Source organism: Streptomyces sp. NPDC037401, assembly GCF_055602345.1.
This window is the reverse complement of record NZ_JBVJWO010000048.1, coordinates 43,714-58,653: the sequence shown is the minus strand read 5'-3', so window position 1 is coordinate 58,653 and position 14,940 is coordinate 43,714. Positions and strand designations below refer to the sequence as shown.

The window sequence follows — 14,940 nt, the reverse complement described above, 5'->3', positions numbered from 1 at the left end:
AAGCGACGCGACGACGAGGAACGAGGAGGAGCGCCCTTGACGGGCCGGCCCGGCACGGACGGACACTCAGACATGCGGGCAGACCACGGAGAACCCCGCCACCCCGACCCACCGGAAACACGCCCCCCTCACCCCGCCCACCACTCACGTCCCCGACCTACCGGAACAGGCCACTGACACCGGCCAGGCATCACGCTGACCGCAGCAGGACTCGGCTCAGCCGAGGGGGCGGGTGGGCAAACGCCGGACAGGGAAGTCCCGCTTGGGGGCGCAGGGCCGAGCCGGCAGAAGCGCCGGACCCCGCCCGCAGCACGCCTCGCCCCCGCCGAGCCCCCGTGACCGAGCCCCGTGACCGACCCCCCTTCCGCGTCGGCACGTGCGCCGACCCGGCTCCCTCCGTTCAGGGATCGGTCGGGGCGGTGCTGACGGACCGACACGAGTCCGGGAAACTGCTGTGAAGGGGCGTCCGATGGGGGAGGGTTGACGGGTGCGCAGATTCTGGGTGGCGGGTGGCGTCGGGACCGCGGTGTTCTTCTGCTTCATCGCGCTCCTGATCATCGGCACGTACTCGGCCGCGGCCGGGATCGCGACCGGCGGGGGCCGGTTCGCCGGGCTGGCCAAGGGGGCCGTGCCGGCGAAGTACCAGTCCCTCGTCCAGACCTGGGGAAACCTCTGCCCCACCCTCAACCCCGCCCTGCTCGCGGCGCAGCTGTACCAGGAGAGCGGCTGGGACCCGGACATCGTCAGCCCGGCCGACGCCCGCGGCATCGCGCAGTTCATCCCCGGTACGTGGCGCTCGCACGGCATCGACGGGGACAAGGACGGGGACCGCGACATCTGGGACCCGAAGGACGCGATCCCGTCCGCGGCCTCGTACGACTGCTCGCTCGCCGCGGACGTGAAGCACGTGCCCGGCGACCCGGTGAAGAACATGCTCGCCGCGTACAACGCCGGCCCCGGAGCCGTGCTCAAGTACCGCGGCGTGCCGCCGTACCGCGAGACCCAGAACTACGTGAAGGTCATCACCACCCTCGCGAAGAGTTTCGAGCGGCCGGTCGGGCGGGTGGCGCCGTCCCGGCAGGCCGCCGGAGCCATCTACTTCGCGCAGCAGAAGCTCGGTACGCCGTACCTGTGGGGCGGGAACGGTACGCCCGAGCAGGGCGGGCGCTTCGACTGCTCGGGGCTGACGCAGGCCGCGTACCGGACGGTGGGGATCGAGCTGCCGCGGGTGGCGAACGACCAGTACAACGCCGGTTCGCACCCCTCGCGCGACGAACTGCTCCCGGGTGACCTGGTGTTCTTCTCTGACGATCTGACAAATTCGCGCGAGATCCGGCACGTCGGGCTCTACGTGGGCGGCGGCTACATGATCAATGCCCCCTTCACCGGTGCCGTGATCCGCTTTGACAAGATCGACACTCCCGACTATTTCGGAGCGACCCGCGTCACGAAGGACGGCGCGGAGGCGCTCCCGGACCACTCGGGGACCCGCGACACTCCGTGACGCTCAGGCCTTGAGCTGCGACGATGAGTCACTCTTCGATAACGTTGGGGTGATCATTCGGTGGAGAGTGGAACGTACGCGCCAGAACGGGCGTTCCATGGACGCGGGGGCTTGATCACGGGGGGCCAAGGGGCACACACCGGCGTGTGTCCGCAGGGGACGAGGCAAGGGCAAGGGGCCACACCACCATGGCTGGACTCGCGGCGGGCGGGCCGAACCCCGATGTAAGCCTGCTCTACGGCATCAACGGCCTCGCCGAGGCCGCCCCCGGCTGGTTCGACCGGGCCATGGGCTTCGTCGGCGAGTACGGCATCCTCCTCGCCCTCGTCCTGCTCGTGCTGTGGTGCTGGCGAGGCGCACGTCGGCAGAGCGAGACCGCGGCCGTGGATTCGTTCGCCGCGCTGGTCTGGACGCCGCTGGCAGCCGGCATCGCCCTGCTCGTGAACGTCCCCCTGCGCGAATTCGTCGGACGCCCGCGGCCGTTCAAGCAGCACGAGGGGCTCGAGGTGCTGGCCGGGGGCAAGACCGACTTCTCCTTCGTCAGCGATCACGCGACCCTCGCCATGGCCCTCGGCGTCGGCCTGTTCATCGCGCACCGCAAGCTCGGTCTCGTCGGCATCGGCCTCGCGCTGGTCGAGGGCTTCTGCCGGGTCTACATGGGCGTGCACTACCCCACGGACGTCGTCGGCGGGCTGGCGCTCGGGACCGCCGTGGTCCTGCTGCTGGCGCCGCTCGCGATGGCGCTGCTGACGCCGGTCGTACGGGCCGTCGCCCGGTCCCGCCGGCTGGGGTGGATCGTACGGTCGCGGACCGTGGAGCGGCCCCGGCCCGTGGACCTGCCCCAGGCTCATGCGGCGCAGGGCGATTCCTATCCGGAGCGCGACCTCGCGGCCTGAGCCGTTCCCGCCCCGAGCCGTTCCCGCCCCGAGCCGTTCCCGCCCCGAGCCGTTCCCGCCCCGAGCCGTTCCTGCCTCGACCCGTGCCCGCCCTGCCGCTCACCCCAGCAGGTAGAGCACGACCGCGGCGAGCAGGCACAGGGCCGCCGCCCCGAAGCAGACCCTGACGGCGCCGCGGCCGTCGGGCGGGTTCAGGGTTCGCCGCCCTGCCGGCGGGCATCGCGGCGGTAGCGCGAGCGCAGCCACAGGCCGGTCGCCGCCGCGGCCGCGGTCGTGGTCCCGATGGCCAGCGCCACGTCGGCGGGGCCGTCCGCCGTGCCGACCGGCCGGGCGCCGGCTGTGTGGGCGGGCCGCAGGCCGGGCCTCTGGGACGGCTTGGCGGCGGGCTTGTGGGCGGCCCAGGCCTGGTGCGGGACCAGGGCGAACAGCAGGGTCCACGCGAGTACGGCGATTCGGGTTGCTGCGGGTCGTGCCATGGGCTCCGCCCTGTCGCTGCTGCCGGAGGCGGTCTCCTCCTGCGTCCAGGGCACCCGGCGCGCGGCAGGCCGGCCACCCGGGTGGCCCGTACGGGCTACGACGCGCGCGGCGGCGGCGTGTGCGCGGCGGCGTCCTTGCGGGCGAGGTCGCGGGAGCGGCGGGCCGGGCCGCGCCAGCCGCAGCTGCACTGGGCCAGACAGAACGAACCGCGCTCGGCGGTGGTGGTGTGGTGGGCGGGCTCTGACGGTTCCGGGGTGCGCGACTGCGGTGTGCGCGGCTCCGGTACGGCGGCGGGAAGCGGAGTGACGCGGGGCGCTGCGGTGTGCGAGTCCACGTCTCCACGGTACCTGCCTCCGGCAGGGAACCCGCACCGTGACGGGGAACCCCTGGGCTCGTTATGCGGAGCGGGTGGGGGCCTCGGGCAAACAGCGGTCATGCGTTGGGGGTTGGCAGGCGATGGTGGTGCAGCAGCACAGGCGCAGAGGTGGGGCGTGGCTCGCCGCCGCGACCGTGCTGGGGGTGATGGGCGGCACCGTCGGATGCGGTGCGGAAGAGCCCCCTCCGGACGGTGCGCAGGCGGTCCGGTCGGCTGCCGACGTACTGGCGCGCTCGGGGAGTGCCCGCGCCCGTACGGCGATGGAGATGGCCACCGGCGGTACGCGCGTCACGATCCGCGGCGAGGGCGGAGTCGACTTCCGCAAGCGGCTCGGGCAGCTGCTCGTGATGCTGCCGGCCGACGTGACGGGGAAGGCGGGGCACCGGCCGATCACCGAGCTGCTGGCTCCGGGCGCCCTCTATATGAAGAACCGGGGTGCGGGCGTGCCCGCCGACAAGTGGGTACGGGTGGACACGACCTCCCTCGCCGACGGGAACCTCGTCACGGGAGGGGCGACGGACCCGGTGGCCGCGGCGGAGCTGCTGCGCGGCGCGCAGGACGTGACGTACGTGGGGGAGACGGAGCTCGCGGGGACCAAGGTCCGGCACTACCGGGGGACGACCGACATCGCGCGGGCGGCCCGGAGTGCGGCCCCGCACGCGAGGGCCGCGCTGGAGGCGGCGGCGAAAGGGTTCAGCAAGGACACCGTGCCGTTCGACGTGTACCTCGACGAGATCGGGCGGCTGCGGAAGGTCCGGCATCGTTTCAGTTATGTCAACAATGGCGTGATCGATGTCTCGTCGACGACGCTGCTGTTCGGGTTTGGCACCCCGGTGACGGTCCAATTGCCGCCAAGCCGGGACATCTTCGCGGGGAAGATTGCCGACTGACCGTCCGGCCGGGTAGCCGGAAATGGTCCATCCGTGTCATGCGCGGGGCGTGGCCGCCTCCCTACGCTGAGAATCGGCAACGGCAGAGAGAGGTGGTGCGCGTGACCCCGGCAGGCGTGATGACTGTCCAGGACCACGTGGCCCTCGCCGAGATCGAGCTGTGCGGTGAGCTGATCATCGCGGCCTCAGCCGCGGACGAGGACCGGCTCAGCCAGGACCGGATCGACGAGGTCCTGCTCGTACGCAGCGCCTGACCGCAGGCCGGCCGCACTCACCTCACTCACAGCAGAAGGCGTCAGGTGCGCAGCAGGCGGGCGATGGCCTTGGTCGCTTCCTCGACCTTGGCGTCGATCTCCTCGCCGCCCTTGACGGCGGCGTCGGCCACGCAGTGCCGCAGGTGCTCCTCGAGCAGCTGCAGCGCGAAGGACTGGAGCGCCTTCGTGCTGGCCGAGACCTGCGTGAGTATGTCGATGCAGTAGACGTCTTCGTCGACGAGGCGCTGGAGTCCGCGGATCTGGCCCTCGATCCGGCGGAGCCGCTTGAGGTGCTCGTCCTTCTGGTGGTGGTAGCCGTGTACTGCGCCGTCGCCGTGCACGTGGCCGGCCGCTTCCGCCTCGGTGGTGGTCATGCGTCCTCCGTGGTCACGTGAGGGGAGGTGTATACCCCTCATGGGTATAGGGTACCGGGCTTTGCCCCATCGGGCAGGGGCTCGTACTCCTCACTCTGCCTGATGGAGGACACTGGGGAACCGCCGGTTAGCCGTGGCCGGAGGATGCGCCTAGCATCAGCCTGACCGAATCCAATGCACCCCGAGGACCTCACGTGCGATTTCGTCTGACCCCCAGGGAGACGAGCTTCTACGACATGTTCGCCGCCTCCGCGGACAACATCGTCACGGGCTCGAAGCTCCTGATGGAACTGCTCGGAGCGGACTCGTCCGCCCGGGCCGAGATCGCGGAACGGATGCGGGCGGCGGAGCACGCGGGGGACGACGCGACCCACGCGATCTTCCACCAGCTGAACTCCTCCTTCATCACGCCGTTCGACCGCGAGGACATCTACAACCTCGCCTCGTCGCTCGACGACATCATGGACTTCATGGAAGAGGCCGTCGATCTTGTCGTCCTCTATAACGTGGAGGAGCTCCCGAAGGGAGTCGAGCAGCAGATCGAGGTGCTGGCGCGCGCGGCCGAGCTGACCGCCGAGGCCATGCCGCACCTGCGGACGATGGACAACCTGACCGAGTACTGGATCGAGGTCAACCGCCTCGAGAACCAGGCGGACCAGATCCACCGCAAGCTGCTCGCCCAGCTCTTCAACGGCAAGTACGACGCCATCGAGGTGCTGAAGCTCAAGCAGATCGTCGACGTGCTCGAAGAGGCGGCCGACGCGTTCGAGCACGTCGCGAACACGGTGGAGACCATCGCGGTCAAGGAGTCCTGAACCTCGTGGACACCTTTGCGCTGGTCGTGACCATCGGTGTCGCGCTCGGCTTCACGTACACCAACGGCTTCCACGACTCCGCGAACGCCATCGCCACCTCGGTCTCGACGCGGGCGCTGACCCCGCGGGCGGCCCTGGCGATGGCCGCGGTGATGAACCTCGCCGGTGCCTTCCTGGGCAGCGGGGTCGCCAAGACGGTCAGCTCGGGTCTGATCGAGACGCCCCAAGGCAACCGCGGCATGTGGATCCTCTTCGCGGCGCTGGTCGGCGCGATCGTCTGGAACCTGATCACCTGGTACTTCGGTCTTCCCTCGTCCTCCTCGCACGCCCTGTTCGGGGGCATGGTGGGCGCGGCCCTCGCGGGCGGCATCGAAGTCCTGTGGGACGGCGTGGTCGAGAAGGTCGTCATCCCGATGTTCATCTCGCCGGTCGTCGGCCTGGTCGCCGGTTACCTGGTGATGGTCGCGATCATGTGGATGTTCCGCCGGACGAACCCGCACAAGGCCAAGCGCGGCTTCCGGATCGCGCAGACGGTCTCGGCGGCCGGCATGGCCCTCGGCCACGGTCTGCAGGACGCCCAGAAGACGATGGGCATCGTGGTGATGGCCCTGGTCATCGCCGACGTCGAGCAGGCCGGCGACCCGATCCCGGTGTGGGTGAAGGTCGCCTGTGCGGTGATGCTCTCGCTCGGTACGTACGCGGGCGGCTGGCGCATCATGCGCACCCTGGGCCGCAAGATCATCGAGCTGGACCCGCCGCAGGGCTTCGCGGCGGAGACCACCGGTGCGTCGATCATGTTCGGCTCGGCGTTCCTCTTCCACGCGCCGATCTCCACGACCCACGTCATCACCTCGGCGATCATGGGTGTGGGCGCCACCAAGCGGGTGAACGCGGTCCGCTGGGGCGTCGCCAAGAACATCATCCTGGGCTGGTTCATCACCATGCCGGCCGCGGCGCTGGTCGCCGCGCTGAGCTTCTGGATCGTGAACCTGGCCTTCGTCTGACGGACGGTACGCAGAGACGAAAGCGGGCCCGCCCCCTTCCCAGGGGGCGGGCCCTTCGCCTTGCGGTGGCACCGCCATGCAGCACCGCAGGACGTTCTGTGCGGGCGGCTCAGCCGAAGCGGCCCGAGATGTAGTCCTCGGTGGCCTGGACGGACGGGTTGGAGAAGATCCGGTCCGTGTCGTCGAGCTCGATGAGCTTGCCGGGCTGGCCGACGGCCGCGAGGTTGAAGAAGGCCGTACGGTCCGAGACGCGGGCGGCCTGCTGCATGTTGTGCGTCACGATGACGATGGTGAAACGCTCCTTCAGCTCGCCGATCAGGTCCTCGATGGCGAGGGTGGAGATCGGGTCGAGGGCGGAGCAGGGCTCGTCCATCAGCAGGACCTGCGGCTCGACCGCGATGGCGCGGGCGATGCACAGACGCTGCTGCTGGCCGCCGGAGAGGCCGGAGCCGGGCTTGTTCAGGCGGTCCTTGACCTCGTTCCACAGGTTCGCGCCCTGGAGGGACTTCTCGACGATGTCCTCGAGCTCGCTCTTGCGGAACTTGCCGTTCAGGCGCAGGCCCGCCGCCACGTTGTCGAAGATCGACATGGTGGGGAAGGGGTTGGGGCGCTGGAAGACCATGCCGACCGTACGGCGGACGGCGACCGGGTCGACGCCGGCGCCGTACAGGTTCTCGTCGTCCAGGAGCACCTTGCCCTCGACGCGGCCGCCGGGGGTGACCTCGTGCATGCGGTTCAGGGTGCGCAGGAAGGTGGACTTGCCGCAGCCGGACGGGCCGATGAAGGCCGTCACGGAGCGGGGCTCGACGGTCATGGAGATGTCGTCGATGGCCTTGTGGGTGCCGTAGAAGGCGGAGAGACCGGAGACGTCGATGCGCTTGGCCATGTGAATCAGCTTCTTTCGTTCGGCTGCGTCAGCGGCCGGTCTTCGGGGCCTTCCAGCGGGCGATGCCGCGGGCCACCAGGTTCAGGATCATGACGAAGGCGATCAGGACGAGCGCAGCCGCCCATGCGCGGTCGAGCGAAGCGTCGGTGCCCACGGAGTACTGCTCGTACACGTAGAGCGGGAGCGACGACTGCGCGCCTTCGAAGGGGTTCGGATTGATCAGCTTCGTGCCGAAGACGAGGAGCAGCACCGGGGCGGTCTCACCCGTGATACGGGCGACGGCGAGCATCACACCGGTGGTGATGCCGCCGATGGCCGTGGGGAGGACCACCTTCAGAATGGTGCGCCACTTCGGGACTCCGAGGGCGAGGGAGGCCTCACGGAGTTCGTTCGGGACGAGCTTGAGCATCTCCTCGGTGGACCGGACGACGACCGGCATCATCAGGATGGCCAGGGCCATGGCGCCCGCGAATCCGGAGGGCCCGAAGCCCAGCATCAGATTCCAGGTGGCGAGGATGAACAGACCCGCGACGATCGACGGGATGCCGGTCATGACGTCGACGAAGAAGGTGACGGCGTGGGCCAGCTTGCCCCGGCCGTACTCGACGAGGTAGACGGCCGTGAGCATGCCGATGGGCGCCGCGATCAGGGTGGCGATGCCCACCTGCTCCAAGGTGCCGAGCAGGGCGTGGTAGACACCGCCGCCTGCCTCCGCGTCGAGCAGACCGCTCATCGAGTGGGTCAGGAAGTACGGGTCGAGGACCTTGATGCCCTTGGAAATCGTGACCCAGGCGAGCGAGAGCAGCGGGACGATGGCGAGGACGAAGCAGACCCAGACCAGGCTGGTCGCGACGCGGTCCTTGCCCTGGCGGCTGCCCTCGACCTTGCTGGTGATCGCGTATGTGGCGGCCACGAAGATCAGGGCGGCGAGCAGGCCCCACTGGACCTTGCTGTGCAGCCCGGCGATGAGGCCGATGCCCGAGCCCGCAGCGATGGACGACGCCGCGATCGCGGCCGGTGCCCAGCGGGGCAGGCGCTCGTGGCTCAGGCTCTGGTGGAGGGAGGACGCGGGGCGCGTGTCCTGGACGAGCTGGCTCATGCGTTGGCCCCCGAGTACTCCTTGCGGCGCGCAATGATCATGCGGGCTGCGCCGTTGACCAGCAGGGTGATGACGAAGAGGACAAGGCCGGAGGCGATGAGTGCGTCACGGCCGAACTCGTCGGCTTCGTTGAACTTCGCGGCGATGTTCTGCGCGAACGTACCGCCGCCCGGGTCCAGCAGGTGGCCGGAGATCAAGAAGCTCGGGGAGAGCACGACGGCGACGGCCATCGTCTCGCCGAGGGCGCGGCCGAGGCCGAGCATCGAGGCGCTGATGATGCCGGAGCGGCCGAAGGGCAGGACTGCCATCCGGATGACTTCCCAGCGCGTGGCACCGAGGGCCAGAGCGGCCTCTTCCTGCGCCTTGGGCGCCTGGAGGAAGACCTCACGCGTGACGTTGGTGATGATCGGCAGGATCATGATGGCCAGCAGGATGCCGACCGTGACCATGTTCCGGGCGATGCCCTCGCTGGTTTTGTCGAAGATGTACGTCCAGCCGAGGAACTCGTCGAGCCAGGAGTTCAGGCCGCCCAGGTACGGGACCAGGAAGACGGCGCCCCAGAGGCCGTAGATGATGCTCGGCACGGCGGCCAGCAGGTCGACGAGGTAGCCGAGCGGGCCGGCCAGCTTGCGCGGGGCGTAGTGGGAGATGAACAGCGCGATGCCGATGGCGACCGGCACGGCGATGAGCATCGCGATGACCGAGCTGACGACCGTGCCGTAGACGAGAACGGCGATGCCGAAGACCGGCGGGTCGCCGGCCGGGTTCCACTCCGAGGTGGTGAGGAAGTTCGCCTCGTCCTTGGAGATGGCCAGGACGGTCCGGTAGGCGAGGAAGGCCGCGATGGCGGCCATGATCACCAGTAGGGCGATGCCGGATCCCCGGGAGAGACCCAGGAAGATGCGGTCGCCGGCGCTGCCGGTGCTGCGCTGGCGGCGGGGCACGGCTGAGCGCGGTGCCGTTTCTTTGGTTCGGGTTGATATATCCATGATTTCTCCGGTCTGCGGAGCGGAACGCTCCAGGCGGCGGTGCACCGGATGGTGCGGCCGGCTCCGCAGCTGCGGAGCCGGCCGCGGTGGGTCAGGAGAGGGTGGGGACGATCGCGCGGACCTTGGCCGCGATCTCGGCCGGGATCGGCGCGTAGTGGGCGTCGACGAGCACCTTCTGGCCCTCCTCGCTGATGGCGTAGTTGAGGAACGCCTTCACGGTGGGCAGGGTCTCGGCCTTGTTGCCCTTGTCGCAGGCGATCTCGTAGGTCACCAGCACGAGGGGGTAGGCACCCTCGGCCTTGGTGGCGTAGTCGAGCTTCAGCGCCAGGTCGTTGCCGGTGCCCTTGATCTTGGCGGCGGCGATCGCCTTGGAGGCGTTGTCCGTGGTGGCCGCGACCGGGGCGGACGCGCCCGTGTTGAGGCTGACCGTCTTGATGGAGCTGTTCTTCGCGTACGAGAGCTCGAAGTAGCCGATCGCGCCGTCGGTGTCCTTGACGTTCGAGGCGACGGAGGAGGAACCGTTGGCAGCCTGGCCGCCGGGGGCCAGCCACGACTTCGACTTCGGGTCGTGCTTCCAGTCGGCCGGAGCGGCCTCGCTGAGGTACTTGCCCAGGTTCTGGGTGGTGCCGGACTCGTCCGACCGGTGGAACGCCTGGATGGCGGTGCTCGGGAGCTTCACGCCGGGGTTCAGCTTGGCGATCGCCGCGTCGTCCCACTTGGTGATCTTCGAGTCGAAGATCTTGGCCAGTGTCGGGGCGTCGAGGATCAGGTTGTCCACGCCGCTCAGGTTGTAGCCGATCGCGACGGGGCCGCCGACCATGGGGAGGTTGATGCCCTGGCCGCCCTTGCAGATCTTCTGCGAGTCGGCGACCTCCTCCTCCTTGAGCGCGGAGTCGGAACCGGCGAAGGCCACCTGGCCCTGGTTGAACTTGGTGATGCCGCCGCCGGAGCCGATGGCCTGGTAGTTGATCTCCACGCCCGAGCAGGCGGCCATGAAGCCCTTGACCCACAGGTCCATGGCGTTCTTCTGAGCGGTCGAGCCGGCCGCCAGGAGCTGGCCCTTGGCGTCGTCGCACTTCACGGAGCCGGTCGGGGCCGCGGCGTTGGTGCTGCCGTCCTTGCTCGGCTTGGTGTTCTCGTCGGAGCCGCACGCCGTGAGGACCAGGGCGCCGGACACGACGAGGGCCCCGAGGGCGGAGGCACGAAGCCGGTTCTTGCGCTGAAGCTTCACTTTCGGGTGTTCCTTCCAGGAGCCGCCGGTCTCTTCTTTATCGGGCGGCGTGCGTAGAGGACTACAGCTGGGTACGGCCTGTTGCGCGGCACGTGGACTGTTTTCGGCCCCGATCTGCACCGTGCACCATTGAAATTAGGCAGAACAGGTGAAGCGGCCAGCGGGTGTGAGTGAACGGACGGTGAACCGTGGCGGACGGCCTGGTGTGGCCGCCCGGCGCTGGGCGCCGGAGCGCACGTCCGCGCCCCGGCGTGAGTCCGGGAGCGGTTTCCGGCCACGGGCAGGGTCGTCCGGGGTCGGTTCAGTCCCGGTCCATGCTGGTCAGAGCCGTGCTGAGCAGGGTGCGGTCGCGCGGCTCGGTGAGCCGGGCGGCTGCGGCCTCGGGCCGGAGCCACTGGACCCGGTCGATCTCGTCGGAGGGTGTGAAGGTGCCCCCGGTCGCCTCGGCCGACCAGTAGTGAACGGTCTTCGACAGACCGCCGACGTAGTAGTGGGCCGGGGGCAGCGGGGCCCCCAGGGCGCAGCTCTGGCCGGTTTCCTCCCGTACCTCGCGGACCGCCGCCTCGGCGGGTGTCTCGGACCGCTTCAGTTTGCCCTTCGGGTGCGACCAGTCGTCGTAGCGCGGCCGGTGGACGAGGCAGATCTCCAGGGCGCCGTTCCGGGGGGAGCGGCGCCACAGGACACAGCCGGCCGCGACGACGTCGGTCATGTGGCGACCGCCGTGCGCTGCCAGATCCGCTGGAAGTCGAAGCGGGCGGCTTCGACCTCGTGGCGCTGGTCGGCGTGGAGGACTCCCAGGGCGTAGGCCGTGGCCGGGGCGATCCGCGGGGTGCGGGCGGCTGCGGCCGAGGCGGCGGCGGCCGCGGAGGCGTCCCGGTGCCGGTCCAGGGCTTCGCCGGCCGCGGTGAGCCGGGTGACGTCCTCGGCGAGGGTCTCCCGGGCGTACCGGTGGACCCGCAGCAGGGAGCGGACCCGGTGCCACGGCGCGTCCTGGTGTTCGTCGTCGACCAGGGCCTCGGCGTTGTACGGGTGCGCGGCCCGCAGCAGCGGGAGGTCGCCGACGGCCGCGGACAGCCGGTCGCCGACCTGTGCGGCGAGCGGGACGAGCACGTCGTCCGTACGGCCGGCCGCTGCGATGGTGTCGAGCGGGACCTCGGAGGCCAGGACGGCGACGGCGTCCGCGACGGCGTGGAAGCGGGACGAGCCGAGGGCCTGGAGGGTGGCCGAGTGCGCGCGGGTCCGGGCCAGGGTCAGCTGGCGTTCCAGCAGGGCGCCGGCGCGGGCCGAGCCGACGGTGAGCGAGGAGCGGCCGCCGCCCCGGGGGGCGGGGAGGTCGGGGGAGCCCGACAGCCGGTGCAGCGCGTCCATCAGCCGGCTCAGCCGGGCGGCGTACGCGTGCTCGTCCGCCAGGGTGGAGGACAGCCAGGTCAGCTCGGTGCGCAGGGTGTCCGCCCAGCCGGAGTCCGTGACCGGGCGGAAGGTCGCCAGGGAGCAGCTGATCCGGCGGGCCGCGCCGCGCAGGGCGCGGGCGGCCTCGGTGCCGTCGACCGCGTCCGCACCGCTTTCCTCGTGGAGCCTGAGGCCGCGCAGGAAGGCGGTCGCCTGGGCCCGCAGGTACGCGCCCAGGACGTCGCCGGCACGGGGGTCAAGGTTTTGCTGAGCCACGCCGGCGCCTCCGGGCGTCTATGAGCATCTCCTGTACGTGCCGCAGGGGCTGGCCGTCCGCGTCCGTGCTGTGCCGGGTCCACTCGCCGTCGGGGCCGAGGTGCCAGGAGGAGCCGGCGTCGGACATGCCGGTTTCCATGAGCCGGTCGAGCGCGGCGCGGTGGGCCGGGTCGGCGACCCGCACCAGGGCCTCGATGCGGCGGTCGAGGTTGCGGTGCATCATGTCGGCGCTGCCGAGCCAGATCTCGGGCTCGCCGCCGTTGCCGAAGGCGAAGAGCCGGGAGTGTTCCAGGAAGCGGCCGAGGACGGAGCGGACGCGGATGTTCTCCGAGAGTCCGGTGACTCCGGGGCGTACGGCGCAGATGCCGCGCACCCAGATGTCCACGGTGACGCCTGCCTGGGAGGCCCGGTAGAGCGCGTCGATGAGGGCTTCGTCGACGATCGAGTTGACCTTGATGCGGACGTAGGCGGGCCGCCCGGCGCGGTAGTGGGCGACTTCCTTGTTGATCCGGGAGATCAGGCCGTCGCGCAGGGACTTCGGGGCGACGAGGAGGCGCCGGTAGGTCTCGCGCCGGGAGTAGCCGGACAGCCGGTTGAAGAGGTCGGACAGGTCGGCGCCGACCTGCGGGTCGGCGGTGAGCAGGCCGAGGTCTTCGTAGAGCCGGGCGGTCTTGGGGTGGTAGTTGCCGGTGCCGACGTGGGAGTAGCGGCGCAGCGTCTCGCCTTCCTGGCGGACGACGAGGGAGAGCTTGCAGTGCGTCTTGAGGCCGACGAGGCCGTAGACGACGTGGCAGCCGGACTCCTCCAGCTTGCGGGCCCACTTGATGTTGGCCTGTTCGTCGAAGCGGGCCTTGATCTCGACGAGTACGAGGACCTGCTTGCCGGACTCGGCCGCGTCGATCAGCGCGTCGACGATGGGGGAGTCGCCGGAGGTCCGGTACAGCGTCTGCTTGATGGCGAGGACGTCCGGGTCGGCGGCGGCCTGTTCCAGGAAGGCCTGGACGGAGGTCGAGAAGCTGTCGTACGGGTGGTGCAGGAGGACGTCGCGCTCGCGCAGGGCGGCGAAGATGTCGGGCGCGGAGGCCGATTCGACCTCGGCGAGGTCGCGGTGGGTGCCGGCGATGAACTTCGGGTACTTCAGCTCGGGCCGGTCGAGGCCGGAGATGCCGAAGAGGCCGGTGAGGTCGAGCGGGCCGGGCAGCGGATACACCTCGGCGGCGGTGACGTTCAGTTCCTGGACGAGCAGGTCGAGGACGCCGGGGTCGATGGACTCCTCGACTTCGAGGCGGACGGGCGGCCCGAAGCGGCGCCGCATGAGTTCCTTCTCCAGGGCCTGCAGGAGGTTCTCGGCGTCGTCCTCTTCGACTTCGAGGTCCTCGTTGCGGGTCACGCGGAACATGTGGTGCGCCAGCACCTCCATGCCCGGGAAGAGCTCTTCGAGGTGCGCGGCGATGACGTCCTCCAGCGGGACGTACCGCTGGGGCGAGGCCTCGAGGAAGCGGTTGAGCAGCGGAGGGACCTTGACGCGCGCGAAGTGCCGGTGGCCGCTGACGGGGTTGCGCACGACGACGGCGAGGTTGAGCGAGAGGCCGGAGATGTACGGGAAGGGGTGCGCGGGGTCCACGGCCAGCGGGGTGAGCACCGGGAAGATGCGGTTGCGGAAGAGGGTGAACAGGCGGGCCTGCTCCTTCTCCGTCAGCTCGGGCCACCGGATGAGCTCGATGCCCTCTTCGGCGAGGGCGGGGGACACGTCGTGCTGGAAGCAGGCGGCGTGCCGGGCCATGAGCTCGCGGGAGCGGGTCCAGATCTGCTCGAGCACCTCGCGGGGCTGGAGGCCCGAGGCCGAACGGGTGGCGACGCCGGTCGCGATGCGGCGCTTGAGGCCGGCCACGCGGACCATGAAGAACTCGTCGAGGTTGCTCGCGAAGATCGCGAGGAAGTTAGCCCGTTCGAGGAGCGGAGTGGTCGGGTCCTCGGCCAGTTCGAGCACGCGTTCGTTGAAGGCGAGCCAGCTGCGCTCGCGGTCGAGGAAGCGGCCGCTGGGGAGCTCGCTGTCCGCGCCGTCGTCCTCGTACGCGTCCAGATCGGCGTCGAGATCCGGTTCTAGGTCGGAAATCCCGGCGGACACCGAATGCGGGCGGTGCGCGGCTATCGAACCGACGGAGGGCTGGACGTGCTGGACCGGGACCTCGGCGCTGCTCTGCTGGCTCATACCTCTATTCTTCCGCGCACGCGGCAGTACAGGCGCGTCGGAATCTCCGGCCGTCAGCCGTAGGGCGAGGCGTAGGGAGGGGTCGGCGGCGGGCTGCATGGCGCGAGCGTGGCAAGCGCGTCTGAATGCCCGGTTAATGGCGTGTGGCTTCCAGGGAGTGTCCGGCCCAAGCCGTGACCTTCTTGTGTCCTGAGCGGCCCCCGGCGCCCCCGGGGCCCCCACGGCCTGCGGTTTTCGCGTCGGCGGGGGCAGGCCGGGGAGAGTGCCG

General features: G+C 70.2%; 16 protein-coding genes. 6 read left to right on the top strand and 10 right to left on the bottom strand.

What is annotated here, in order from left to right; all coding sequences use genetic code 11:
* Positions 1-487 precede the first annotated feature (487 nt).
* Positions 488-1,504, top strand: coding sequence for a C40 family peptidase (locus ACZ7H1_RS34120; RefSeq protein ID WP_470792013.1), 1,017 nt, complete (start codon positions 488-490; stop codon positions 1,502-1,504).
* Between the two features lie 188 nt (positions 1,505-1,692).
* Positions 1,693-2,400 carry a phosphatase PAP2 family protein gene (locus tag ACZ7H1_RS34115; RefSeq protein WP_470792011.1) on the top strand — a complete coding sequence of 236 codons (708 nt, stop codon included), beginning with the start codon at positions 1,693-1,695 and terminating at the stop codon, positions 2,398-2,400.
* A 191-nt stretch (positions 2,401-2,591) separates the two neighbouring features.
* On the opposite strand, the gene ACZ7H1_RS34110 is transcribed toward ACZ7H1_RS34115, so the two are convergent.
* Complete coding sequence (locus ACZ7H1_RS34110; protein WP_470792010.1) at positions 2,592-2,876, bottom strand: hypothetical protein; 285 nt, start codon at positions 2,874-2,876, stop codon at positions 2,592-2,594.
* A gap of 95 nt (positions 2,877-2,971) precedes the next feature.
* Positions 2,972-3,211 (bottom strand): hypothetical protein, encoded by a 240-nt coding sequence (locus ACZ7H1_RS34105; RefSeq protein ID WP_470792008.1) that lies wholly within the window; start codon positions 3,209-3,211, stop codon positions 2,972-2,974.
* Positions 3,212-3,333: 122 nt separating this feature from the next.
* Between ACZ7H1_RS34105 and ACZ7H1_RS34100 the strand changes: the two genes are divergently transcribed.
* Together ACZ7H1_RS34100 and ACZ7H1_RS34095 are read left to right on the top strand one after the other, a co-directional pair.
* The gene (locus ACZ7H1_RS34100) at positions 3,334-4,143 is read left to right on the top strand and encodes an SCO4651 family lipoprotein (RefSeq protein WP_470792006.1); all 810 of its coding nucleotides are present in this window, start codon (positions 3,334-3,336) and stop codon (positions 4,141-4,143) included.
* Between the two features lie 116 nt (positions 4,144-4,259).
* Entirely contained in the window at positions 4,260-4,397 is a 138-nt protein-coding gene (locus ACZ7H1_RS34095; protein ID WP_470792016.1) for a hypothetical protein, read from the top strand.
* Between the two features lie 41 nt (positions 4,398-4,438).
* Here ACZ7H1_RS34095 and ACZ7H1_RS34090 read toward each other — a convergent pair whose 3' ends face one another.
* Complete coding sequence (locus ACZ7H1_RS34090) at positions 4,439-4,771, bottom strand: metal-sensitive transcriptional regulator (protein WP_470792005.1); 333 nt, start codon at positions 4,769-4,771, stop codon at positions 4,439-4,441.
* A 194-nt stretch (positions 4,772-4,965) separates the two neighbouring features.
* Between ACZ7H1_RS34090 and ACZ7H1_RS34085 the strand changes: the two genes are divergently transcribed.
* Positions 4,966-5,586 carry a DUF47 domain-containing protein gene (locus tag ACZ7H1_RS34085; RefSeq protein WP_008742369.1) on the top strand — a complete coding sequence of 207 codons (621 nt, stop codon included), beginning with the start codon at positions 4,966-4,968 and terminating at the stop codon, positions 5,584-5,586.
* Between the two features lie 5 nt (positions 5,587-5,591).
* Positions 5,592-6,590, top strand: coding sequence for an inorganic phosphate transporter (locus tag ACZ7H1_RS34080; protein WP_470792003.1), 999 nt, complete (start codon positions 5,592-5,594; stop codon positions 6,588-6,590).
* 109 nt (positions 6,591-6,699) lie between these two features.
* Here ACZ7H1_RS34080 and pstB read toward each other — a convergent pair whose 3' ends face one another.
* The 7 genes from pstB to ACZ7H1_RS34045 form a co-directional block, all read right to left on the bottom strand.
* The gene (gene pstB, locus ACZ7H1_RS34075) at positions 6,700-7,476 is read right to left on the bottom strand and encodes a phosphate ABC transporter ATP-binding protein PstB (protein WP_470792001.1); all 777 of its coding nucleotides are present in this window, start codon (positions 7,474-7,476) and stop codon (positions 6,700-6,702) included.
* Positions 7,477-7,504: 28 nt separating this feature from the next.
* Positions 7,505-8,575, bottom strand: coding sequence for a phosphate ABC transporter permease PstA (gene pstA, locus ACZ7H1_RS34070; protein WP_470791999.1), 1,071 nt, complete (start codon positions 8,573-8,575; stop codon positions 7,505-7,507).
* Complete coding sequence (gene pstC / locus ACZ7H1_RS34065) at positions 8,572-9,564, bottom strand: phosphate ABC transporter permease subunit PstC (protein WP_470791998.1); 993 nt, start codon at positions 9,562-9,564, stop codon at positions 8,572-8,574. Before pstC ends, pstA begins: the two co-directional genes overlap by 4 nt.
* Before the next feature lie 91 nt (positions 9,565-9,655).
* Positions 9,656-10,795 (bottom strand): phosphate ABC transporter substrate-binding protein PstS, encoded by a 1,140-nt coding sequence (gene pstS, locus ACZ7H1_RS34060; RefSeq protein ID WP_470791996.1) that lies wholly within the window; start codon positions 10,793-10,795, stop codon positions 9,656-9,658.
* Between the two features lie 301 nt (positions 10,796-11,096).
* The gene (locus ACZ7H1_RS34055) at positions 11,097-11,504 is read right to left on the bottom strand and encodes an NUDIX hydrolase (protein ID WP_470791995.1); all 408 of its coding nucleotides are present in this window, start codon (positions 11,502-11,504) and stop codon (positions 11,097-11,099) included.
* Complete coding sequence (locus ACZ7H1_RS34050; RefSeq protein ID WP_470791993.1) at positions 11,501-12,460, bottom strand: CHAD domain-containing protein; 960 nt, start codon at positions 12,458-12,460, stop codon at positions 11,501-11,503. Before ACZ7H1_RS34050 ends, ACZ7H1_RS34055 begins: the two co-directional genes overlap by 4 nt.
* Entirely contained in the window at positions 12,441-14,672 is a 2,232-nt protein-coding gene (locus ACZ7H1_RS34045) for an RNA degradosome polyphosphate kinase (RefSeq protein ID WP_470791991.1), read from the bottom strand. Before ACZ7H1_RS34045 ends, ACZ7H1_RS34050 begins: the two co-directional genes overlap by 20 nt.
* Positions 14,673-14,940 lie beyond the last annotated feature (268 nt).